Here is a 21,213-nt window from a genome sequence, read left to right as displayed (position 1 = left end):
ATGCGCCCCTGTTTGAGGCGCTTTATTTGTTGTTATTTAATTTGCGTAAAGCCAAGCTCAGAAGTGGCGCCAAAGTGATCTGTTACATTCGCTGTAATTGATGCAACTTTGACACTTGGTTTCCAATTGGCTTTTGCGTTGCCTTGTGTATCTGTAGCAACTGTTATTGTTCCTAAATATTGCTCAGCTTCTTTTGAAGTCACTTTTTGGTTGCCAAAAAACTCAACTTGATAGCGCTGGTTTGGTAAACCATTAACTTCGATATTAACTGAACCATTATTTGCTGTTAACTTAGGTGCTTTAATGCCCTGATTAGGTTGAGGGTTACAGCCTTGTTCATTTGGTTGAGTACAAGTTTTTTGTAGCTTAGATGGCTCAATCACTACACCGCCACCACGTGAACCAACAAAACCTTCATGTTCAAGTGCAGGTACACCAAATACAATTGCACCTAAACGCTGATTTGGCACACACGATCCACCAGCTTCACAGCGTTTAATATCTTTAGAATTGTCCCAAATTAAGTTTTTAGTCAATGTAATTCTTGCATTTGCATCTTTTTCTGAGCGAATGGCAACACCAATACGGTTACCATGAACTTTATTGCTATCAAGAATATTGCCATCACCAGTCATATTTAGACCAATCGAGTTATTGGTCATTTCGTTGTAGGCAATATAGTTACGTTTACCCCAGTTAATCTGTAAGCCATCCGAATAATTTTCAAACTTATTACCAACTACAGCATTGTCGTTCCCCCACAAGATTTCAATACCTTGTGAAGGCTCAGGGTTTACTTTAGTAGAAATAAAATGGTTATTTGCAATCAGGTTAAAAGCAGCGCCACGTGTTAGCTCTAAACCATCACCATTGTCTTGGAAAATGTTATCTAAAACTTTGTTGTTATTTGTAGTGGTTGCTGTCGGATTACCTTTACCATCATCTCCCGTAATCATGACACCAGCACCACCATAGTTATTACTAATACGATTATGCTGAATAAGGTTATTGCTTGAACGGTTAACCAATACCCCAATACAGAAGCGATGGATATCTAATCCTTTTAAAGTCACGTTATTGACATCACGTAGTACAAAACCCGGTAAAGTCATAGTACGGACATTGGTACCATACTGCTCAGGGTTTGCACCTGGGCAAGCTTTTGCTCCTTCGCCTTTAATGTAATTTGATCCATCAATTGCGATGTATTCACCAGTTTTATCCCACTCTGTACCAATAATTTTGACAGGTGCTTTAATTTCAGGAAGTGCGCTATTTAATTTAATCGCATAAGGTGCTTTGCCTACCGCCTGAATCAAGATCTCGCTCGATTCACTTGGGTTAGCATTAGCTTGCTCAATTGCCCAGCGTAAAGAACCTTTGTTGCTATCATCTTGATAACGGTCAACAACATAAGTTTGTGCTGCGGTTATTCCTGAAACCATTAAACCTAATGCAAGAGTAGTTAAACGTAATGTATTCATTTCATCATATCCTTATGATTTATGGGTTTGTTGGTTGAACAGTTTGTAAAATCTGTTTGAGCTTAGTCACATCGATTTGACCCGGCGCAGAAGCCTGACCAATCATGCCAAAGCTATAACTTCCGCCCATATTGGCAGTTGCAACACGAGAAATCGTACCTAATTGCCCCATCGACATTGTCAATAATGGCTTACTGGTTTGCTGACTTACTTTTAAAGTGGCATTCATTAAAGTGAAGACGTCTTGTTTAGATTTCGGCATTACCGCAATTTTGAGAATATCTGCACCCATCTGATCTTGTTTTAACAAGCGTTTTTCAATTTCATCTTGGCTTGGTGTTTTTTGGAAGTCATGATTAGACATAACAACCAGCACTTTCTTTTGATGTGCTTTTTGAACAATTTCTGAAACTACTTTTTGATCACGGAACATTTCAACATCTAACCAGTCCATGAACGGATTTTTTAAATAAGCTTGATAAGTCTTCCCATAATCAGCATCGCTAATTTCGAGCTGACCACCTTCATTTTTAGTACGAATGGTGGCGATCATTGGCTTATGACCTAAAATCTTTTTCAATTCATGTCCTAATGCAATCACTTGTTTTGTATCACTTGCAAAACTGAGTAAATCGATACGAAACTCAGCTAAATCAGCATCCGCTGTATTTGCAATGACTTGAGCTTGAGCTAAAGCTTGCTCTTTAGTTTTTGCAGTGATCGGAACAATCGTTTTAACTGTTGTCATAGCAGGTTGTGTCTGGGAAGCCAAAGCAACAGGTTCAGCATTCACCTGTGCTACAAAAAATGGGAGTGTAAGCAAACTTAAGCTTAATAATGTTTTCATTTTCATATCATTCATCCTTAAAAAGGCTACACATATCCATGAATAATCAGGTGTAGCCTTAGGTGTTCCTTAAATATCAAAAAATACAGTTTCGTCATCGCCTTGAATACGAATATCAAAACGGTAAACAACTTCACCATTCTCTTCAGAACGTTTAGCAACAAGAGTTTGGCGACGCGGTGCCCACTCAATGCTATTTAAGATCGGATCATTAGCATTGGCCTCAGCTTCATCGTCAAAATAAACACGTGTATGAAGACCTAAATTAATACCACGAGCGAAAATGACTAATGCAATATGTGGTGCCTGAGTTGAACCTTTACGGCCTGCTGTCGCACCTGGCTTAATTGTATTAAAGCTCCAAACACCTGTTTCAAAGTCTGCACCTGTACGGCCCCAACCTTGAAATGTTGGATCAGCTTTTTGCTCACGGGTATCTGCCTGACTTGGGTAAATACCATTTGCATCAGCCTGCCAAATCTCAATGAGTACATCTCGTAACGGTAGACCTAAACCGTCAAATACTTGACCTTCAAGACGAATGCGCTCACCTTTAGTCTGGTCTTGCACCAACTGGTTATTAAAGTTGTTTTCAAACACTTCAATATTTGCTTGTTGTGGCAATAACCCAATATGAACGTAAGGACCACCTGTTTGAGATGGAGTTTCTTTTAATTCCTGAAAATTCCAGTTGTTCATGCTCGTGCTCCTGATTAAGTCAATTCGTTTTCGAAGTAAGTCGCTCGACGACCACGCAAAGTGATGTCAAAACGGTAACAACGGCTATCGGCTTCGATAAAGTTGTTTTTATCTTCTAGCGCAATCAAGGCACGACGTTGATCTTCAGAAGGAATTGTTTTTAAGATCGGGCAAGTGTCAATGAGCGTATCGCCTTCAAAATAAAATTGCGAAATTAAACGCTGAGCCCAACCATCAGCAATTAAAGAGAAATGGATATGGGCAGGACGCCATTCATTAATACGGTTACGCCATGGATATGGACCTGGTTTAATGGTACGGAAAATATAAAAACCGTTTTCGTCAGTTAAGGTGCGACCACAACCACCAAAGTTAGGATCCATTGCACCAATAAACTTATCGTTTGGATGGCGATAGCGACCAGAAGCATTGGCTTGCCATACTTCTAAAAGTGCATTTTTTACAGGACGACCAAATTGATCACGAACATAACCATGCACAATGACACGCTCACCAATTGGTAAACCATCTTTGGCATAGTTCAAAATCAAGTCGTTATCTTTTGGACCAAACAAGTTTGAAGAAAAATGCGGCGCAGTAACTTCAGTTAGAGTCTCGTTAATAGAGATCAATGCATTTTTTGGCGAACGCAATACACTTGTTTTATAACCTGGCGTATACGCTGGTGGATGATCATCTGTATTACGTTGGGCGTAAGCACCCCAGCTATGTTGTGACATCTTTATCTCCTTAATCCTGTTCTTTCGCTGCAATTGGGTTTACTTCTATTCCCAACTCTTTAAAGACTTCTTCAGCCATATGCATTGCAGCGTTTGCCGCAGGTAAACCTGCATAGAGTGAACTGTGTAAGATCAACTCTTTTAAATCTTCTTTAGTTACACCATTGTTGAAACAAGCGCGTAAATGCATGCGTAGTTCATCTTCACGGCCAAGCGACAATAAAATTGCGATAGTGACTAAACTACGTGTATGACGCGGTAGGCCCGGACGAGACCACACCTCACCCCATGCGTAACGGCTAATAAAGTTTTGAAAATCTTGGTTAAAGTCATTTAAGTTTTGCAAAGACCGACCAACATGCTTTTCACCCAAAACTTCCGTCCGCACCTCAATGCCTTGTTTATAGCGTTGTTCATCATTCATCGTGATAGACCTCTATTAAGTTGCATCGGTATGCGCAACAAGTGATTTTACAAATACAGCAACAGCCGCAGCAGACGCCGGAATTAGTAGTAAGCTAAGAATGGCAGTAAATGACCAATCATTACCTAGTAATACAGCCCCAATCCAAGCACCAAATACCGCACCGAAACGACCAATACCTGTCATCCAAGACACACCCGTAGCACGGCATTGTGTTGGATAGAAACGAGCACTCAAAGCTGGCATTGAAGATTGTGCACCGTTAATTGCGATACCAGCACAAAGCACCAATACAGCAAGTAATGTTGAGTTTCCTAAGCTTTGACCAACAGCAATCGCAAATAGACCCGCAGCAAAGTAGAAAATGGCAATGACTCGGTTCGGGTTGAATTTGTCCATCGCCCAACCGATGAACAATGCACTTACCACACCACCGAACTGGAACAATCCACCGATAAATGCAGCACGTTCCATTGAAGCACCCGTTTCACGCATCAATGTTGGTAACCAGCTTGTAAGCAAGTAAACAACTACTAAGCCCATGAAATAGGTCAACCAAAGTAAAAGTGTTCCTTTCGCATAAGGTTTAGAAAACATAATCCCAAAGACATTTTTCTTTTGAGCTGTTTCAGTTTTCTCTTCAGGTACATGAAATGCAGTGGCATCTTGAACCTGAGTTGGTGCTATATGATTTAAAATTTTGCGTACTTTTTCTGGGTTTTTACCTTTAACAATTAAGAAGCGGTAAGATTCAGGTAAAACTAAAACCACTAGAACCATTAAAATTAAAGGTGACCAACCACCAAGTAAGAATAGACTGTGCCAACCATAGGTCGGAATGAGCCAACTGCTAATAAAACCACCTGTTGCCATTCCTAAGTTATAACCACAGAACATACATGTCACGAGCAGTGAACGAATGCGAGTTGGACAGTATTCAGAAAACAATGTAGTGGCATTTGGCATCGCTGCGCCCAAACCAATACCTGTCAAAAAGCGTAAAACAACAAGGCTATCTAAGTTGGTTGCATAAGCAGAAGCTAAGGTAAAACCACCAAATACAAGCATAGAAATAGCTAGAACAATTTTTCGGCCAAAGCGGTCAGCTGTTGGGCCAGAAACCAAAGCTCCAATAATCATTCCACCAAGTGCAGCACTCATTACTGGACCTAACTGAGAGCGATCAACACCCCAGTCCTGAGCCAATGCTGGTGCAATAAAACCCATTGCAGCTGTATCGATACCATCAGTAAAAATAATCAAGAAACAAATAATTGCGATCATCCACTGATACTTACTGAGTGGTGCATCATTAATTAGTGCTTGAGCATCGATACTTTTATTTGGTGCAGCGTAATCCTGAGACGCCATATTTGCCTCCTTAAGGCCAATTCCTTTTAAACTACTAAGCTATTAGATTTGTTGAATAAACCTAGTCAATTCCTGAGTAAATCTTTGCGGTTGCTCAATATTAGAAAGATGAGATGCTTCCAATTCAGCAAGCTGACTATTCTTAATAGCCTTCTGCATAAACTCAGCATCGGCTACTGTAGTTACCGGATCTTCTGTTCCTGCAATCAGCAACACTGGAATTTGAATTTCTCCAATTTCATCTCTTAAATCAGCATATGCTAAAGCACGACACGCATTGGCATAACCTTGTGCTGGTGTGTTTGCCAGACTTTGAATCGTCGTTTGTGCAACTACATTATGTTGATAGTCGAATTTTTCGCTAAACCAACGTGTATGTGTAGTTTTTACCAACTCAGCGAGTCCATTTTGTTCTACTGATTCAGCACGACTTAACCACGCTTCAGCCTGTCCAATTTTGGCTGCCGAGTTCGCAACCGTAATACTTAGAAAGCGCTCTGGATAATGAATACCCAACCAAAGCCCTGTAATTCCGCCCATTGAAATTCCACAAAAATGGGCTTTTTCAATATCTAAGGCATCTAAAATATCAACAACATCTTCAGCTAAGTTTTGCAATGTGGTGTCAATAATTACATCGCTTTCACCGTGACCACGTGTGTCGTATGTAATGACATTAAAATGACTTTTAAGCTCATTTACTTGCGGCTGCCACATTCCATGATCTGTTCCTAACGAGTTAGATAACACAAGTGCTGGAGCATCTTTTAGACCATCTGTATAAACTGCTAACTGTTTTCCTTGACGATTACGAATAGTCTGTTTCACTTTGACTCTCCTTGTGCTTCTTGCAGAACAGCATCAATTTGAGCTTGAATGTTGCCCAAATAGTTTTCTGCTTTAAATATTTCCAAAATTTCTGTTTGACTAAAATGTTCTTTTACTTCATCTAACTGACTAACAACCTCAGATAAATGCTGCTTTTGAGCCACGGCTGTTTTACAAGCTGCTTCAACAACATGATGTGCATTTAAACGTCCAATTTTTGGAGCAAGCGCCATCATCACAGCTTCTGCCATAATCAGCCCGTTGGTACACTCAAGGTTCTGCTGCATATGCTCAGTATTAACTTCGAAACCTTGTAAAACTTCACCAGTACGACTTAATGCGCCAGCGCAAAGCTGAAAAATTTCAGGAACAGCTAACCATTCTGCATGCCATGCACCTAAGCTACGCTCATGTTCCTGCACCATGCTTTGATAGATACTAGACATAAGTGCTGGTACACGATTTGCTGCCGCAAGTACTGAAGCTGCTGCGACTGGATTCCGCTTATGAGGCATGGTTGATGAACCACCACGACCCTTTGCAGTAGGTTCAAACAATTCTGCAATTTCAGTTTGCATCATGAGCGACCAATCACGTGCCATCTTGCCCGTATTCCCAACAATCATGCCAAGCACACTTGCGATTTCTACAATACGGTCGCGCTCACCATGCCATGTACTTGTCGGTACAGTCAGATTTAGTTTTTTGGCAAATGCACTGACCACAGATGAACCTTGATCTTGCAAAGAAGCTAAAGAACCCACAGCCCCACCTAACTGAGCAGTAAATACACGTGATTTCATTGCATTTATACGATCTAAATCACGCTTAAATGCAGAAGCCCAACGAGCAAGCTTGTGTCCCAAGGTAATAGGCAAAGCTTGCTGTAACCATGTACGCCCAATCATGACTTGATAGCGATATCGCTTGGCTTGTTCTAATGCAGTCGCATAGCAGTGTTGAAGTTGAGCTTCTACAATGTTCAATGCATCACGGCATTGCAAAATACAAGCTGTATCTAAAATATCCTGACTTGTTGCGCCCCAATGCACATAACGTGAAGCATCTTCATCAACATCTTTAACAATTGCCGTTAGTTGTTTTACGAACGGAATTGCAATGTTTCCAGCTAAGCCAGTTGCCACGGCTAAGGCTGAAAAGTCAAACTTTTCTATTGCTTGCTCAGCTACTTGGGTAATGGTGTTAGCCGCATTTTGAGGAATCACGCCAACTTGTGCCTGTGCTTGAGCTAACGCGACTTCAACCTCAATCATATATTTGATTAAAGATGAGTCACTAAAGATGTCCGTGACATCTTTTTGATAAAACAAACTGGCATATAACTGGCTCATGATTAGACTCTCTCAATAATCAAAGCAATACCTTGACCTACACCAATACACATTGAACATAAGGCATAACGACCACCTATTTGTTCAAGCTGGTTTAAGGCTGTGGTCACGAGGCGTGCACCTGATGCACCCAGTGGATGGCCCAATGCAATTGCACCACCATTTGGATTTACCTTGTTGCTATCGTCTGGCAAACCTAAATCACGGGTAACTGCTAAAGCTTGTGCAGCAAAAGCTTCATTCAACTCAATCACATCCATCTGATCTAAAGTCAGGTTGGCTTGTTTAAGTAGTTTTTTAATGGCTGGTGCCGGAGCAAAACCCATAATGCGTGGTTCTACACCCACCGCTGTTGAAGCAATAATCTTGGCACGCGGTTTGAGGTTGTAAGCTTGAACTGCTTCATCAGAAGCAATCAGCAATGCGGCTGCACCATCGTTAATCCCTGAAGCATTGCCCGCAGTGATTGTGCCATCTGCTTTAACTACAGGTTTAAGTTTGCTTAAAGCTTCAAGCGTAGTAGATGCACGTGGATGTTCATCGGTATCAATCACAACAGCATCACCCTTACGCTGAGGGATTTCAACTGCCACGATTTCTTTAGAAAAAAAGCCTTTGGCTTGCGCGCTTGCGGTGCGTTGTTGGCTCACCAAGGCAAACTGGTCCTGATCTGCACGATTCACGTTAAATTGTTCAGCGACGTTTTCGGCAGTCTGGGGCATGGTGTCTACACCATACAATTCTTTAAGTTTAGGGTTAATGAAACGCCATCCCATGGTGGTGTCTTCAATCTTCTGGCTACGGCCAAAAGCACTGTCGGACTTACCCATCACATAGGGTGCACGGGTCATGCTTTCCACACCACCTGCAATCACTAAGCTCGCTTCACCTGCTTTAATGGCACGGGCAGCAATAGCAATCGCATCGAGTGAAGAACCGCACAAACGGTTAATGGTGGTTGCTGGTACTTGATAAGGTAAACCAGCAAGCAGTGCTGACATACGGCCGACGTTCCGGTTATCTTCACCGGCTTGATTGGCACAGCCATAGATCACATCATCGACGTGTTCCCAATCTACATTTGGGTTACGCTGCATGAGAGCTTTAATCGGCACAGCACCAAGGTCATCGGCACGGACAGGTGCAAGGCCACCGGCATAACGGCCGAATGGTGTACGGATGGCATCGATGATATAAGCGTTTTTTAATGTCATTTCCCTACTTCCTTACCCTTGAGTCGCATCAATCAAAGTCGCACCCGTTAAAGCCTGTAACTCATCAAAGCTAAGACCTTCCACTTTCTCAATCACCTTTAAACCATCTTTGGTCACATCAATTACACAAAGATCGGTGTAAATACGGTCAACGCAGTGCTTCCCCGTAACCGGATAGCTCAGCTCAGCCACAATCTTCGGTTCACCTTGTTTGGTCACATGGTCTGTGGTGATAAATACTTTCTTGGCACCCACAGCTAAATCCATCGCCCCACCTACCGCAGGAATCGCATCCGGTGCACCCGTATGCCAGTTCGCCAAGTCACCATTCGCAGCAACCTGAAACGCGCCAAGCACTGCAATATCAAGGTGACCACCACGCATCATCGCAAATGAGTCACCATGGTGAAAAAAGCTGCCGCCTTCAAGCATGGTCACAAACTCTTTACCCGCATTGATCAGTTCAGGGTCTTCTTCACCTGCCGCTGGCGGTGGGCCAAATGCCAACAGGCCATTTTCAGAATGAAGGAAAATATCTTTATCGTTAGGTAAGTAACTAGCTATCTTGGTTGGTAGGCCAATACCCAAGTTCACATAGGCACCATCTGGAATATCTTGTGCCACACGTTTTGCAATCTGGTCACGGCTGAGTTTCTGGTAGCTCATGTTCTTTCTCCTTATTGCTTACTGTGCGGGCTGTACTTGTACAACGTGCTGTACAAAAATACCTGGAGTGATGATGTGCTCAGGGTCTAGTCCACCTAGTTCAACCACTTCAGAAACCTGAGCAATGGTGACATCTGCAGCCATGGCCATAATCGGGCCAAAGTTACGTGCAGATTTACGGTAAACCAGATTGCCCCAACGGTCGCCCTTATAGGCTTTAATCAAGGCAAAGTCTGCTTTGATTGGATACTCAAGTACGTAATCTTTCCCATCAATCTCACGGGTTTCTTTCCCTTCAGCTAAAAGTGTTCCAAAGCCTGTTGGGGTAAACACAGCGCCTAGGCCCATACCCGCTGCCTGAATACGACACGCCAGATTACCTTGCGGAACCACTTCAAGCTCAACCTTTCCGGCACGGTACAATTCATCAAACACATAAGAGTCTGACTGACGTGGGAAAGAACAAATCACTTTTTTAACTGAACCAGCCTTCAGCAATTTAGCTAAACCATAGTCGCCATTACCGGCATTATTACTAACAATCGTTAAATCTTTAATACCCAGTTCAATAAGACCGTCAATGAGTTCAGCGGGTTGTCCTGCGGTACCAAAACCACCAATCAGAATGGTTGCACCATCTTTAATCTGCGATAGAACCTCGCTTAGTGAGGACTTACTTTTGTCAATCATTAGACAACTCCATTGTGCTCATTGAAGAAGAGAAAGGTAAGAAAATAGGCACACTGGGGTAATAAGATAGATAAATATTTCACTCAATCCCGAGTGTTTCCCTTAGATTTCCCTTTTGATTATTTTTGATAATTTTCAGATTTTGATCTAGTAAGCTACATACACTTTTGTTCGATTTAGGATTTTTTTGTTCGACTATCGAACATTATCTAATTAAATTACATAATGATGTTATCTACTTCCGCTATAAAAAAATATAAATTATTTTGAATAGATGTGTAGAAATGAAACGTATACTTAGGCTATTTTAAAATAAAATAGCCTGCTATTAAGTATATAAAATATTAAGATTGTGATTGCAGAATCAAACGCGCAAGTTCTAAATCATCGGGATAAGTAATTTTTATATTATCAGACCGTCCCATAACTACATGTACGCTCTCCCCCATAAACTCAAGCGCGCTTGCCTCATCAGTAATAGTCAAATTATTAATTAGCGCTTGTTCAATCGCCTTTTTAAGTGTCCCAATTTTTGCAATTTGAGGAGTTTGAGCCTGCCACAACAACTCTCGACTTACCGTTTTGTTAATCTGCTGTTCTTTATCTACAAGCTTCAACGTATCGCGCACAGGAATTGCCAAAATAGCACTTTGATTTGAACTTATCGCATGCAAAACAAGAGCATTTAAGCAATTAAGGGTTACACAAGGTCGTGCAGCATCGTGTACCAACACCCAATCATCTTCATCTGTAATTTGTGACAGATAATTTAGCGCATTTAAAACCGAATGGACTCGCTCAGCACCACCATTACAAAAATGTGCCTTATGCTTTTCGCTAAAAGCTAAAGTAGAAGCAAGAGTATCCTGCGCACCAATTGCTAAGACATAGCCAGCTAATGGAAGCTCAGCTAAACGCTTAACAGTATGCTCTAACACTGTCGCATCTTGAATGTATTGATATTGCTTTAATTCAGTTTTGGAAAAACGACTTCCTGAACCAGCAGCAGGAATAACTGCCCATAGTTTAGTCTGGGATATCTGGTGATGGAGGTGTCTCATTAGTTTCCAAATCTACTTTAGCGTTCGGGTCAATATAAATAGGTTTATAATTAGTACTGATCGTACTCATTTGAACAAATGTTTCGTGAGGCTTAACCAAACCAAGATCCAGACGAGCATGTTCTTCTATCGCTTCCGTACCATTTTTTAGGTCGAAAACCTCAGCTGCCAAAATACGGTTTCGCTCTTTAAGCTCATCATTTACTTCAGCTTGTTGTTGAATTTGCTGCATAAGTGCTTGATGAGGAAAATAACCACCCTCACCTAACCAGAACTGATATTGCAATATAGCTACTAAAACAATAACCAGTAGCAAAATAAGTTTGCTTGAAGTGGATCGAAATACTTCTAACATAGCATTAAGAGCTTTAATTAAAAACTTTATTAAGTTTTTGTATTGTATGACAATTTACAAGCGACATGCAAAATTCCTGCAACATTCCTGCAAAACTATGAATGGCCATATTACTTTAAATTGACCATTGTGACATGTTTCATTTTGTCAAAATTAAACTCAATTGGAAAGGAAAATAATGCTTATAAACACAACTGTTTATAAATCAATCTATGCATATAAAAGTTACTGTTAAGAATGATTAAAAACTGCCAATATCATCGAAAAACCAGCAACTACCAACATACAATCTAGCAATAAATCAAAAGTTTTCTCAGACATCTTTATTACAAAAGTTTTGCCAATATAATTGCCAATAATTAGAGAAAAACCAACAGCAACTCCCGCAATTAAAATATTTTGTTTTAAAACGCCTAGTGCACCAAAAGTTAAGCTTTTTGTTACGTAGATACCAAATGAAGCGGCAGCCTCTGTCGCCAAGAGAGCCCCCTTCGTTAAACCGAAACCATTAAAAACTGGGAGTAATAAGGGGCCTGTCGAAAAAACAACACCTGTGATATAGCCCAGCACTCCCCCAGCAATGACCATTTGCCATGAACTAAATTTAAAACTATGACGTTTAGCGTAATGTCTAATCGGTATTAAACAGAAGAAAAATACACCTATACATAAGTTGGATAACATAGGTGACATCACCCATAATGTATTGGCTCCTAGTATCGTTGCTGGTATGCCGAAACTTGTAAATAAAAGAAATGCTCTAATATTAAGCTCTTTACGCCACATTATCACACGTGAAATGTTCCCCATAATTGCAGCAATTGCCATAATAGGTACAGCAAGTTTGGCCCCAAAAATATAAGCAAGAATTGGTAATAAAATAATTGATGATCCAGTTCCAACCACTCCACTAATCAGCCCTGAAAGAACTCCAATAAAAGCAAGTGCCACATAGATCATAGTCCAAACCAAAATAATTATTCTTAAGAGACTACAATAATCTATGTTTTAAAATCGCACTACGAATTTCATTTATTTTTAATTAATACACGATCACACATCTTTTATACTTTTAACCAATAACCACTTAAAAACTATAGTTTTTTGATTTTTATTTTGCTATGAATTTTAAATCTACCCTATCTGTAAAATTTGAAAAAGCGAGATAAAGATGGATCTTTCTAATATTTTTATTGGTGATACCACATGGGGCTTTGCTTTAGAAGTTTTAATAAGATGCACTGTCATGTTCATTATTATCATTAGCTTTTTAAGACTATCTGGTAAACGTGGTATTCGACAACTCTCTTTATTCGAACTGGCTATCATTTTATGTTTAGGATCTGCAGCTGGTGACCCTATGTTTACTAAAGACGTTCCAATTGCACACGCTTTAGTAGTTTTTGTTGCAATCCTCTTTTTATATCGCCTTATCACTTGGGGTATGGTAAAGCACAAAAAAATTGAAACATTATTAGAAGGAAGAGCTCTTTGCGTCGTCAAAGATGGTCTTTTGGTCTACAAAGATTTTCAGAAACAAATATATTCTCACGATGAATTTTTCTCAGAAATGCGGCAACAGAATGTAGAACATTTAGGTCAAGTCAGAACAGCCTTACTTGAATCCGATGGGATTTTGAGCTTGCTTTATTATGAGGATGAAGACGTTAAATGGGGTCTTCCTTTATTTCCCGATGCCTATAACAAAGCTAAAATACTTAAGACGAATACTTTTTATTCTTGTATGAAATGCGGTGAAACTAAGATTTTAAATAAAATTAACCAAGAATGTTCCCGTTGTCACCATCATAGTTGGGCTGAATCTTTAAAAACTCGGCGTTTAGGATAAATAAAAAAGTGCTATTTCTAAGAAGTAGAAATAGCACTTTTATTTTAAATATTAATTTTTCATCAATATTTAAATAAGCAAAGCATTATTCAAAAGATTAGTTTAAACCTTTGAACTCAGCTTTACCGCGGTAAGCCGCTTTAGTCATTTCTTCAATACGAAGCAATTGGTTATATTTAGCAACACGGTCAGAACGGCAAAGTGAACCAGTTTTGATTTGACCAGCTGCAGTACCTACTGCCAAATCAGCAATAGTTGAATCTTCTGTTTCACCAGAACGGTGAGAAATAACAGTTGAGTAACCATTTGCTTTAGCAAGGTAGATTGCATCTAAAGTTTCAGTCAATGTACCAATCTGGTTGTATTTGATAAGAATCGAGTTACCAACTTTCTCATCAATACCACGTTGTAAAATCTTAGGATTAGTTACGAATAAATCGTCACCAACCAATTGGATTTTATCACCAAGGATTGAAGTTAAGTAACTCCAACCTTCCCAATCAGATTCATCTAAACCATCTTCGATTGAAATAATCGGATATTGATTTACAAGACCAGCTAAGTAGTCTGCAAATTGATGACTTGTAAATGCACGGTTACCTTCACCTTCTAAAACGTATTGACCGTTTTTGTAGAATTCTGAAGATGCACAGTCAAGTGCAAGCATCATATCTGAACCAGCTTTATAACCAGTTTGTTCAATTGCTTGAAGAATTACAGTAATTGCTTCTTCGTTTGAACGAAGGTTAGGCGCAAAACCACCTTCATCACCCACAGCAGTATTCAAACCTTGTTTCTTTAAAACTGATTTTAAAGAATGGAATACTTCAGCACCAGCACGCAAAGCTTCAGCAAATGAAGTGAAGCCTACTGGCTCAATCATAAACTCTTGAATATCAACAGTGTTGTCAGCATGCTCACCACCGTTCAAGATGTTCATCATCGGTACAGGCATTGTCAAAATTGTTTGACCACGAAGATCTGCGATGTATTGAAAAAGAGGAAGTTTCTTTTCTTCAGCAGCAGCACGTGCAGCAGCCAATGACACAGCCAAAGTTGCGTTAGCACCTAATTTTTCTTTGTTTTCAGTGCCATCAAGCGCGATCATTGTGTTATCAATGTCTTTTTGCTCAAAAACTGATTTACCCAACAAAGCATCACGAATTAACGTATTAACGTTATTAACTGCTGTACGAACGCCTTTACCTAAGTAACGTGATTTATCACCGTCACGCAGTTCTAAAGCTTCACGAGAACCAGTTGAAGCACCAGACGGTGCACATGCACGACCAACAACGCCAGATTCTAAAATTACGTCTGCTTCGATGGTTGGGTTACCACGAGAGTCCAAAATTTCACGTGCACGAATGTCAACGATTTGGCTCATGAACAATTCCTCTGTTGAATGAATAACGAGATGCAGATTACTGCATCAATGGGTGTCTAACTTTTTGAATCCTTTAACTAAAGTATCCAATTCTTTTATTTGCGCCAAGAATGGCTCAAGTTGTGACATACGTAATGCACAAGGTCCATCGCATTTTGCATGTTCTGGATCTGGATGAGCTTCCAAGAATAGCCCAGCCAAGCCAGTTGCCATTCCAGCACGTGCTAAAGTTGTAATTTGAGCACGGCGACCACCTGCCGAATCAGCACGACCACCAGGGGTTTGCAACGCATGTGTCACATCAAAGAAAACTGGCACATTCATTTCTTTCATGATGTCAAAGCCAAGCATATCTACAACAAGATTGTTATAACCAAATGCTGAACCACGTTCACAAAGAATGAGTTTGTCATTTCCTGCTTCTAAACATTTGTGCAGAATATGACGCATTTCATGAGGTGCTAAAAACTGAGCTTTCTTAATATTAATGATAGCTTGTGTTTTTGCCATCGCTTCAACAAGATCAGTCTGACGACTTAAGAAAGCAGGTAACTGAATAATATCGGCTACTTCTGCAACTGGTGCAGCTTGATATGGCTCATGCACATCAGTAATGATCGGAACATTAAAATGCTTTTTAATATCACCTAACCATTCAATACCTTTTTCAAGTCCAGGGCCACGGAATGAATGTAGACTAGAACGATTTGCCTTATCGAAACTCGCTTTAAAAACATAAGGAATTTCTAAACGTTTGCAAATATCTACATACGTTTCTGCAATTTCAAAAGCTAAATCTTTTGATTCAAGTACGTTCATTCCGCCAAATAATACAAATGGCAAATGATTTGCCATTTGTATATCGCCTAAACGTACAACTTCTTGTGGTTTTAATTGTGACATTTAAACTTTCCCAGTTTATTTAAATCGCATTATTTACTTTTTTGATGCTGAGTTTTCGCAGCGTCAATAAAACTAGCAAATAATGGATGTCCATCACGTGGTGAACTTGTAAATTCCGGGTGGAATTGTACAGCAATAAACCAAGGATGTTCTGGAATTTCTACAGTTTCAACCAAATGTTGTGCTGAAGAATAACCAGAAATTTTCATACCAGCTTTTTCAATCGACTCGATGAAACGGTTATTCATTTCATAACGGTGACGATGACGTTCAGTGATCTCAGCTTTTCCGTAGACTTCACGTGTTTTTGTGCCTTCAACCAATTCTGATTTTTGTGCACCTAAACGCATTGTTCCGCCCAAATCAGATTCGAGACTACGTTGTTGTAATTCACCACGCTCATCCAACCATTCAGTGATTAAACCAATAAGTGGATATTTTGTAGAGCGGTTAAATTCTGTAGAAGAAGCTTCTGGCATACCTGCAACATGGCGAGCATATTCAATAACTGCCAATTGCATGCCTAAACAAATTCCTAAGAAAGGAATACGATTTTCACGAGCGTACTGAATAGCTTTCATTTTGCCTTCAGTACCACGCTCACCAAAACCACCCGGAACTAAAATTGCATCAGCTGTACTTAAAATAGATACATCTTGACTCTCAAGCTCTTCAGCATTGACGTAATCAATTTGTACTTTTACTCGATTCTTAATACCAGCATGTAATAATGCTTCATTTACTGACTTATAAGCATCTGGTAATTCAACATATTTACCAACCATTGCTACACGTAAAGTGTATTCAGGGTTCAACAATGCTTCGACTACATTGTCCCAATCTTCTAGATTTGCTTCTGGAAGATCATTAAATCCAAAACGTTCACAGATCAAGTCATCAACGTTTTGTTCATAGAATGTACGTGGAATTTGATAAATTGTTTTCGCATCTTTACATACCACTACAGCGCGCGCTTCGACGTTAGTGAACAATGCAATTTTGCGTTTAGTATCAACATCTACATCATATTCAGTACGGCAGATCAGAATATCTGGCTGAATACCAATTGAAAGTAACTCTTTTACAGAGTGCTGAGTTGGTTTAGTTTTCAACTCTGCTGCCGATTTAATATATGGCAACAAGGTTAAATGCATAAGCATGGTACGTTTATGACCAAGCTCAACCATTAACTGACGAACCGACTCCATGAACGGTAATGATTCGATATCACCTACGGTGCCACCAATTTCTACAATAGCAACATCATAGCCTTCGCCTGCGCGAAGAACACGTTCTTTAATATTATCGGTAATATGAGGAATAACCTGAACTGTACCACCCAAGTAATCACCACGACGCTCTTTATTTAAAACGTCTTGATATACGCGACCACTCGTAAAGTTGTTTAGCTTGGTCATTTTAGCGCGACGTAAGAAACGTTCGTAATAACCCAGATCGAGGTCGGTTTCTGCACCATCTTCGGTAACAAAAACTTCACCATGCTGGAATGGGCTCATTGTCCCTGGATCGACATTAATATAAGGATCCATTTTAACCATTGTGACTTTCAAGCCACGAGCTTCCAAAAGTGCAGCAACAGAAGCAGCAGAAATACCTTTACCTAGTGATGAAACCACACCACCAGTGACAAAAATAAAATGGGTCATTAAGTTTCTCATACAATCAAGCCGAAATCGGCCTACAATGTTTGGCAATTTTACTGTACTCTGCCCCTATAAAGCAAAGTCAAACCGCATCAATTCAAAGAACAATAAACAACTGGTTATTCTAGCAGCATTTTTAATAAAAAATTAGCTCAATCTCACATGATTTTTTCATTGCTATTTACTGTTATAATGCCAATTCCTCAATTAAATGTTGTTTAGGGCAATGGCAAATAAAAAACTTTTAATCTGTGCTGCAATTGCGGCTGGACTATTGTTAACCGCATGCGTTAAAAAAGAGACACCCAAAGAAGAAGAGCAAGACAAGGTTGAAACTGCTGTTTCAGAACCTCAACCAGCGAAGCCTGCAAAATTTGAGTCTTTAGAGAGTGTGGATACTCATCAAGAAGCTCAAGTTGAAGCACAACCACAAGTTGAAGTTCATCGTGAAGAAACAAACAACACTACAACTGAAATTCGCCGTGAAACTCGTCCTGCACATTCTGATGAATCTTCACAGACACAAGTTGCTGAACAACCTAAATCTGAGACACCAAAAGTAGAACCTAAACCAGAAAAGAAAACTGAGGCTAAAGCAGAACCTAAAGCTGAAAAAGCTCAGTCAAAACCAGCTAAAGCAACTGAATCTGCTAAGACAGAAGATGATGCAGTGGCTGCTGCAATTGCCGCTGCAACACCAGCGCTTAAGAACTAAGCGTGTGTCGGATAATGCCCAAATTAATTTTTTGATTTGGGCATTTATATAATATTCATAATAAAAATAAATTTAATTTCTTTGCTTTTATCTTCAAAACTTCTCTGCCTATCATTTCGGGACAATCTAGTTTCATCCATTCAAAAATCATTGACTCCAACTCTATCTACTTATACTTTTTATCTACAAGTTCCCTTTTGGAACCTATGGATAAAAAGATTGGAGCAAGAAAATGGAAACAGCTTTAAACCGTGCACCCGCCTCTTTTCCAGTACGTCGTATGGACTACAATTTTGAAAATATTCCACGTTATTGGTGCAATCACGAGCCCTCACTCACCCATTATTTCACAGGTCTTTCTACTTTGTTTCCCGAAGGAGAATCATACTTTGTTAGATCTGTCCGCGCTTTACGTGCTAAGGCAAAAGAGAATGAAACTTTAGACAGAGAGATTGGTGCGTTCATTGGCCAAGAAGCAATGCATTCTAAGGAGCATCATGCTTTTCATGTTTAGTGCACAGCAGCATGGTTTAAATCCTGAGTCTCTAGAAAAAGCAACAGGGATTATTCTTAAAGGTATTGAAAAAGTTTTTAGCAAAAAATGGAATTTACTTGTAACAGTTGGTTTAGAGCACTACACCGCAGTACTTGTAGTTAGCATGATGCAATCAGTAAATGAGCTTATGACTGACACAACTATTCGTAACTTATGGCTATGGCACAGCGTAGAAGAAACCGAACACAAAGCTGTTGCATTCGACTTATATCAGCATTTATATGGCAACGGATTAAGTGCTTATATTCCACGTATTTCAGTATTTACTTTTAGTTTAATCCTGATTACCGCTTTTTCGACCATTTACCAAATTGTTTTAATGAAACGCGACAAACAACTGACTAATTTTAAAACTTGGCGCAACTTTTTTGGTTTTGCAAGCACACAATATAAAGCTTTAATTCCAAAGTTTCTTGAATATTATCGTTTTAACTTTCACCCCAACCAGACAGATGAGAAAGCTCTGGTTGCTGCTATCAAAGTAAAACTTGGAATAAATGATAGATCACTACTTTTATCTTAAAAAGTAAAAAATAAAGCCCAAAGTCTGGGCTTTAATTATGCATCTGATGATTGTCTATTTATTACGTTCAATTAAAAAATAATCAGACATGAGACGTGCTGCCCATGAAGTGCTACGCCACCCTTCATAAAATGCACAATGACTCCCTTTTTTAGTTGTCACTACAGCTACAGTACTCATTTGTTGAATTGGCTCTTTATATGGCTCCAAATTTTTAATTGAACAAACTGGGTCATCTTCAGCATTCAGAATCACTAATGGAATTTTAATATTCTCAAAAACATAAATCGGGTTAATAGATTTACAGTAAGTTTCGTAATCTTGAAAACCAGCCATTTCAAAGTATTCTTTTTCAAATTCTTCTAAATTGGTAGTCGATAAAACTTTTTCTAAAGATGCAATTTTGCTCCACGTATTTTGATACGGATAAATAAAATACTTAAAGAGCTTTTTGGTCATCATTTTACTGTAAAAAGGATGAACATTTTTAAAACCAATTTCCGTGTTATAACCTGGACACATCGCAAAGGCAGCTTTAAAAGGCGTATCTTCACCTTGCTCACCCAAATAGCGAACAAGTAAGCCTGTACCTGCCGATGAACCTACCGCATATAAATCTGATGCGGGAAATAAGCTTTGAATATGGTCAAGCTGTTCTTTTAAATCACGAGTTGAACCAAAAAGAGAAATTTGTGGCACAGGCATTGGTAAACCTGCGTGACCACGGCGAAGGCATAATGCAATTCGCCAGCCTGTATATTGATTTAAATCGCGCACCAACTCACGCATACTCTCAGGAGTACCTGTAATGGTATGCATGATTACAACCGTTGGTGTATCTGCTGATAAATTATAGCCATACCAAGCAATTGCGGTAATACCGCCATCACTCATCGTAAGTTGATCAATCCGGTCATATTCCAATTTTATTGATTGTTTTCTAATAAGATCGAAATAGAGTAAATGAACATGATTATTCGTCAACCAAGGTGTAGGACGATATTTCTGCTTGAGTTGAGGGAGCTTCTCCAACACATTTTTTATTTGCCCTTGAGGATCATAATAAACTTTTGGATGCTCCGCACCTAATACTAAATCGAACAACTCTGAACCGAAATCTTTAATTTTACTAAAAACAGATATGCCCATATCCAATGACTACCTATGACTATGAGTGAAATGATTGCCGCACCAAAGCTGCAATCTGCCTTCCCCAAATTTCGTAAACTTCCTTACTAGGATGAAAACCATCACTTGCCATTGTCAAATTCATGGCTTGAAAAGTTTCAATATCATATTGAAGAAATTTAAACTGGCTCTGTGGTGCTAACCATTGCTGTAATTTTTGATTCATTTGCTCTGCATATTGCCCAAATAACCAAGCCAATGGATTGGGTAAAGCTGGGAAATGTTGCATTGGAGGCACTCCAGAAACAATGATCAGTTTTGGTTGAAAACGTTTCTGAATATGCTCAAACAATTGTTTTTGTTGTTGGATCCATGATTTGGCAGAAGTCAACTTAGTAACATCATTTACACCAATAGATGTCACAATTACATCATACTTCCGCTCTTCTAAATGCTGTAAAGCATGAAAAACTTGTCGGGTCGTATCACCAGTTTTGGCATGAAGTTTCCACTGGAGGAAAAATTCATTTTGCAGTTCTTGAATAATAGCACCAGACAAAGCATCTTTTTGTGTTTCTACACCCACGCCAGCTGCTGCTGAATCTCCCAAAATAAGCAGAGATAAAGGCTTGCCTTGACCAATGCCACCTTCTCGTTCACCTTTAGGCTCTAATAAACGTGGAGTATTCTTTCGGACTTTATTGCCTTGCACAAATAATATAGGCAATAAAAGCAATGTTGAAAGTTTTAACCACAT

The 21,213-nt window shown here is 39.5% G+C and carries 21 protein-coding genes and 1 pseudogene; 3 read left to right on the top strand and 19 right to left on the bottom strand.

Translation table 11 applies throughout. From position 1 onward, the window contains the following. Positions 1–32: 32 nt before the first annotated feature. The 14 genes from NE363_RS08500 to NE363_RS08435 all read right to left on the bottom strand — a co-directional run bounded on the left by NE363_RS08500 (position 33) and on the right by NE363_RS08435 (position 12,691). Entirely contained in the window at positions 33–1,484 is a 1,452-nt protein-coding gene (locus tag NE363_RS08500; protein ID WP_445536251.1) for a NosD domain-containing protein, read from the bottom strand. 19 nt (positions 1,485–1,503) lie between these two features. Then, positions 1,504–2,331, bottom strand: a complete 828-nt coding sequence (aroD, locus tag NE363_RS08495; RefSeq protein WP_445536369.1) for a type I 3-dehydroquinate dehydratase — start codon at positions 2,329–2,331, stop codon at positions 1,504–1,506. A gap of 69 nt (positions 2,332–2,400) precedes the next feature. Next, positions 2,401–3,030 carry a protocatechuate 3,4-dioxygenase subunit alpha gene (gene pcaG, locus NE363_RS08490; protein WP_445536250.1) on the bottom strand — a complete coding sequence of 210 codons (630 nt, stop codon included), beginning with the start codon at positions 3,028–3,030 and terminating at the stop codon, positions 2,401–2,403. 14 nt (positions 3,031–3,044) lie between these two features. Continuing rightward, positions 3,045–3,770, bottom strand: a complete 726-nt coding sequence (gene pcaH / locus NE363_RS08485) for a protocatechuate 3,4-dioxygenase subunit beta (RefSeq protein WP_000077913.1) — start codon at positions 3,768–3,770, stop codon at positions 3,045–3,047. A 10-nt stretch (positions 3,771–3,780) separates the two neighbouring features. After that, complete coding sequence (gene pcaC / locus NE363_RS08480; RefSeq protein WP_004701356.1) at positions 3,781–4,194, bottom strand: 4-carboxymuconolactone decarboxylase; 414 nt, start codon at positions 4,192–4,194, stop codon at positions 3,781–3,783. Between the two features lie 15 nt (positions 4,195–4,209). Beyond that, positions 4,210–5,565: an MFS transporter gene (locus NE363_RS08475; protein ID WP_445536249.1), complete on the bottom strand. Its 1,356-nt coding sequence runs from the start codon at positions 5,563–5,565 to the stop codon at positions 4,210–4,212. Positions 5,566–5,607: 42 nt separating this feature from the next. Next, positions 5,608–6,393 (bottom strand): 3-oxoadipate enol-lactonase, encoded by a 786-nt coding sequence (gene pcaD / locus NE363_RS08470; protein WP_445536248.1) that lies wholly within the window; start codon positions 6,391–6,393, stop codon positions 5,608–5,610. Continuing rightward, the gene (pcaB, locus tag NE363_RS08465; RefSeq protein ID WP_445536247.1) at positions 6,390–7,745 is read right to left on the bottom strand and encodes a 3-carboxy-cis,cis-muconate cycloisomerase; all 1,356 of its coding nucleotides are present in this window, start codon (positions 7,743–7,745) and stop codon (positions 6,390–6,392) included. Before pcaB ends, pcaD begins: the two co-directional genes overlap by 4 nt. Before the next feature lie 2 nt (positions 7,746–7,747). After that, positions 7,748–8,959: a 3-oxoadipyl-CoA thiolase gene (pcaF, locus tag NE363_RS08460; RefSeq protein WP_445536246.1), complete on the bottom strand. Its 1,212-nt coding sequence runs from the start codon at positions 8,957–8,959 to the stop codon at positions 7,748–7,750. Positions 8,960–8,971: 12 nt separating this feature from the next. Next, the gene (locus NE363_RS08455) at positions 8,972–9,625 is read right to left on the bottom strand and encodes a 3-oxoacid CoA-transferase subunit B (RefSeq protein ID WP_004792017.1); all 654 of its coding nucleotides are present in this window, start codon (positions 9,623–9,625) and stop codon (positions 8,972–8,974) included. An 18-nt stretch (positions 9,626–9,643) separates the two neighbouring features. Beyond that, the gene (locus tag NE363_RS08450; RefSeq protein ID WP_019458793.1) at positions 9,644–10,315 is read right to left on the bottom strand and encodes a 3-oxoacid CoA-transferase subunit A; all 672 of its coding nucleotides are present in this window, start codon (positions 10,313–10,315) and stop codon (positions 9,644–9,646) included. A 344-nt stretch (positions 10,316–10,659) separates the two neighbouring features. Next, positions 10,660–11,376: a 2-C-methyl-D-erythritol 4-phosphate cytidylyltransferase gene (gene ispD / locus NE363_RS08445; RefSeq protein ID WP_151761691.1), complete on the bottom strand. Its 717-nt coding sequence runs from the start codon at positions 11,374–11,376 to the stop codon at positions 10,660–10,662. Continuing rightward, on the bottom strand, positions 11,342–11,731 hold the full coding sequence (ftsB, locus tag NE363_RS08440; RefSeq protein WP_004701341.1) for a cell division protein FtsB: 390 nt from the start codon (positions 11,729–11,731) through the stop codon (positions 11,342–11,344). Before ftsB ends, ispD begins: the two co-directional genes overlap by 35 nt. Positions 11,732–11,962: 231 nt before the next feature. After that, complete coding sequence (locus tag NE363_RS08435) at positions 11,963–12,691, bottom strand: sulfite exporter TauE/SafE family protein (protein WP_445536245.1); 729 nt, start codon at positions 12,689–12,691, stop codon at positions 11,963–11,965. Between the two features lie 211 nt (positions 12,692–12,902). Here NE363_RS08435 and NE363_RS08430 point away from each other — a divergent pair, with 211 nt between their 5' ends. Further along, complete coding sequence (locus tag NE363_RS08430; RefSeq protein WP_445536244.1) at positions 12,903–13,580, top strand: DUF421 domain-containing protein; 678 nt, start codon at positions 12,903–12,905, stop codon at positions 13,578–13,580. Positions 13,581–13,677: 97 nt separating this feature from the next. Here NE363_RS08430 and eno read toward each other — a convergent pair whose 3' ends face one another. Genes eno through NE363_RS08415 form a run of 3 tightly spaced genes read right to left on the bottom strand, consistent with a single transcriptional unit; the run spans position 13,678 to position 17,537 of the window. Beyond that, positions 13,678–14,967 carry a phosphopyruvate hydratase gene (gene eno, locus NE363_RS08425; protein ID WP_004701335.1) on the bottom strand — a complete coding sequence of 430 codons (1,290 nt, stop codon included), beginning with the start codon at positions 14,965–14,967 and terminating at the stop codon, positions 13,678–13,680. 45 nt (positions 14,968–15,012) lie between these two features. Beyond that, positions 15,013–15,870 carry a 3-deoxy-8-phosphooctulonate synthase gene (gene kdsA / locus NE363_RS08420; protein WP_004701333.1) on the bottom strand — a complete coding sequence of 286 codons (858 nt, stop codon included), beginning with the start codon at positions 15,868–15,870 and terminating at the stop codon, positions 15,013–15,015. Positions 15,871–15,899: 29 nt separating this feature from the next. After that, a complete protein-coding gene (locus tag NE363_RS08415) occupies positions 15,900–17,537 on the bottom strand; it encodes a CTP synthase (RefSeq protein WP_004701331.1) in 1,638 nt (545 codons plus the stop codon). A 223-nt stretch (positions 17,538–17,760) separates the two neighbouring features. On the opposite strand from NE363_RS08415, the gene NE363_RS08410 reads away from it, so the two are divergent. Then, positions 17,761–18,249, top strand: a complete 489-nt coding sequence (locus NE363_RS08410) for a hypothetical protein (protein WP_004701329.1) — start codon at positions 17,761–17,763, stop codon at positions 18,247–18,249. A 232-nt stretch (positions 18,250–18,481) separates the two neighbouring features. Next, positions 18,482–19,328 (top strand): annotated as a pseudogene (locus NE363_RS08405) (metal-dependent hydrolase). Positions 19,329–19,382: 54 nt separating this feature from the next. On the opposite strand, the gene NE363_RS08400 reads toward NE363_RS08405, so the two are convergent. Then, the gene (locus tag NE363_RS08400; protein ID WP_100193560.1) at positions 19,383–20,477 is read right to left on the bottom strand and encodes a YheT family hydrolase; all 1,095 of its coding nucleotides are present in this window, start codon (positions 20,475–20,477) and stop codon (positions 19,383–19,385) included. Between the two features lie 19 nt (positions 20,478–20,496). After that, positions 20,497–21,213, bottom strand: a complete 717-nt coding sequence (locus tag NE363_RS08395) for an SGNH/GDSL hydrolase family protein (protein ID WP_077166052.1) — start codon at positions 21,211–21,213, stop codon at positions 20,497–20,499.

It is taken from the genome of Acinetobacter sp. G18 (assembly GCF_052660225.1).
This window is presented reverse-complemented; position numbering and strand designations above follow the sequence as displayed.

Coding starts and splice junctions, on each gene's coding strand:
- ftsB (WP_004701341.1), bottom strand. CDS start 11,731: ATGTTAGAAGTATTTCGATCCACTTCAAGCAAACTTATTTTGCTACTG.
- pcaB (WP_445536247.1), bottom strand. CDS start 7,745: ATGAGCCAGTTATATGCCAGTTTGTTTTATCAAAAAGATGTCACGGAC.
- NE363_RS08395 (WP_077166052.1), bottom strand. CDS start 21,213: ATGTGGTTAAAACTTTCAACATTGCTTTTATTGCCTATATTATTTGTG.
- NE363_RS08400 (WP_100193560.1), bottom strand. CDS start 20,477: ATGGGCATATCTGTTTTTAGTAAAATTAAAGATTTCGGTTCAGAGTTG.
- NE363_RS08475 (WP_445536249.1), bottom strand. CDS start 5,565: ATGGCGTCTCAGGATTACGCTGCACCAAATAAAAGTATCGATGCTCAA.
- NE363_RS08500 (WP_445536251.1), bottom strand. CDS start 1,484: ATGAATACATTACGTTTAACTACTCTTGCATTAGGTTTAATGGTTTCA.
- ispD (WP_151761691.1), bottom strand. CDS start 11,376: ATGAGACACCTCCATCACCAGATATCCCAGACTAAACTATGGGCAGTT.
- NE363_RS08415 (WP_004701331.1), bottom strand. CDS start 17,537: ATGACCCATTTTATTTTTGTCACTGGTGGTGTGGTTTCATCACTAGGT.
- NE363_RS08435 (WP_445536245.1), bottom strand. CDS start 12,691: ATGATCTATGTGGCACTTGCTTTTATTGGAGTTCTTTCAGGGCTGATT.
- NE363_RS08430 (WP_445536244.1), top strand. CDS start 12,903: ATGGATCTTTCTAATATTTTTATTGGTGATACCACATGGGGCTTTGCT.
- pcaC (WP_004701356.1), bottom strand. CDS start 4,194: ATGAATGATGAACAACGCTATAAACAAGGCATTGAGGTGCGGACGGAA.
- eno (WP_004701335.1), bottom strand. CDS start 14,967: ATGAGCCAAATCGTTGACATTCGTGCACGTGAAATTTTGGACTCTCGT.
- aroD (WP_445536369.1), bottom strand. CDS start 2,331: ATGAAAACATTATTAAGCTTAAGTTTGCTTACACTCCCATTTTTTGTA.
- NE363_RS08450 (WP_019458793.1), bottom strand. CDS start 10,315: ATGATTGACAAAAGTAAGTCCTCACTAAGCGAGGTTCTATCGCAGATT.
- NE363_RS08410 (WP_004701329.1), top strand. CDS start 17,761: ATGGCAAATAAAAAACTTTTAATCTGTGCTGCAATTGCGGCTGGACTA.
- pcaH (WP_000077913.1), bottom strand. CDS start 3,770: ATGTCACAACATAGCTGGGGTGCTTACGCCCAACGTAATACAGATGAT.
- pcaG (WP_445536250.1), bottom strand. CDS start 3,030: ATGAACAACTGGAATTTTCAGGAATTAAAAGAAACTCCATCTCAAACA.
- pcaF (WP_445536246.1), bottom strand. CDS start 8,959: ATGACATTAAAAAACGCTTATATCATCGATGCCATCCGTACACCATTC.
- kdsA (WP_004701333.1), bottom strand. CDS start 15,870: ATGTCACAATTAAAACCACAAGAAGTTGTACGTTTAGGCGATATACAA.
- NE363_RS08455 (WP_004792017.1), bottom strand. CDS start 9,625: ATGAGCTACCAGAAACTCAGCCGTGACCAGATTGCAAAACGTGTGGCA.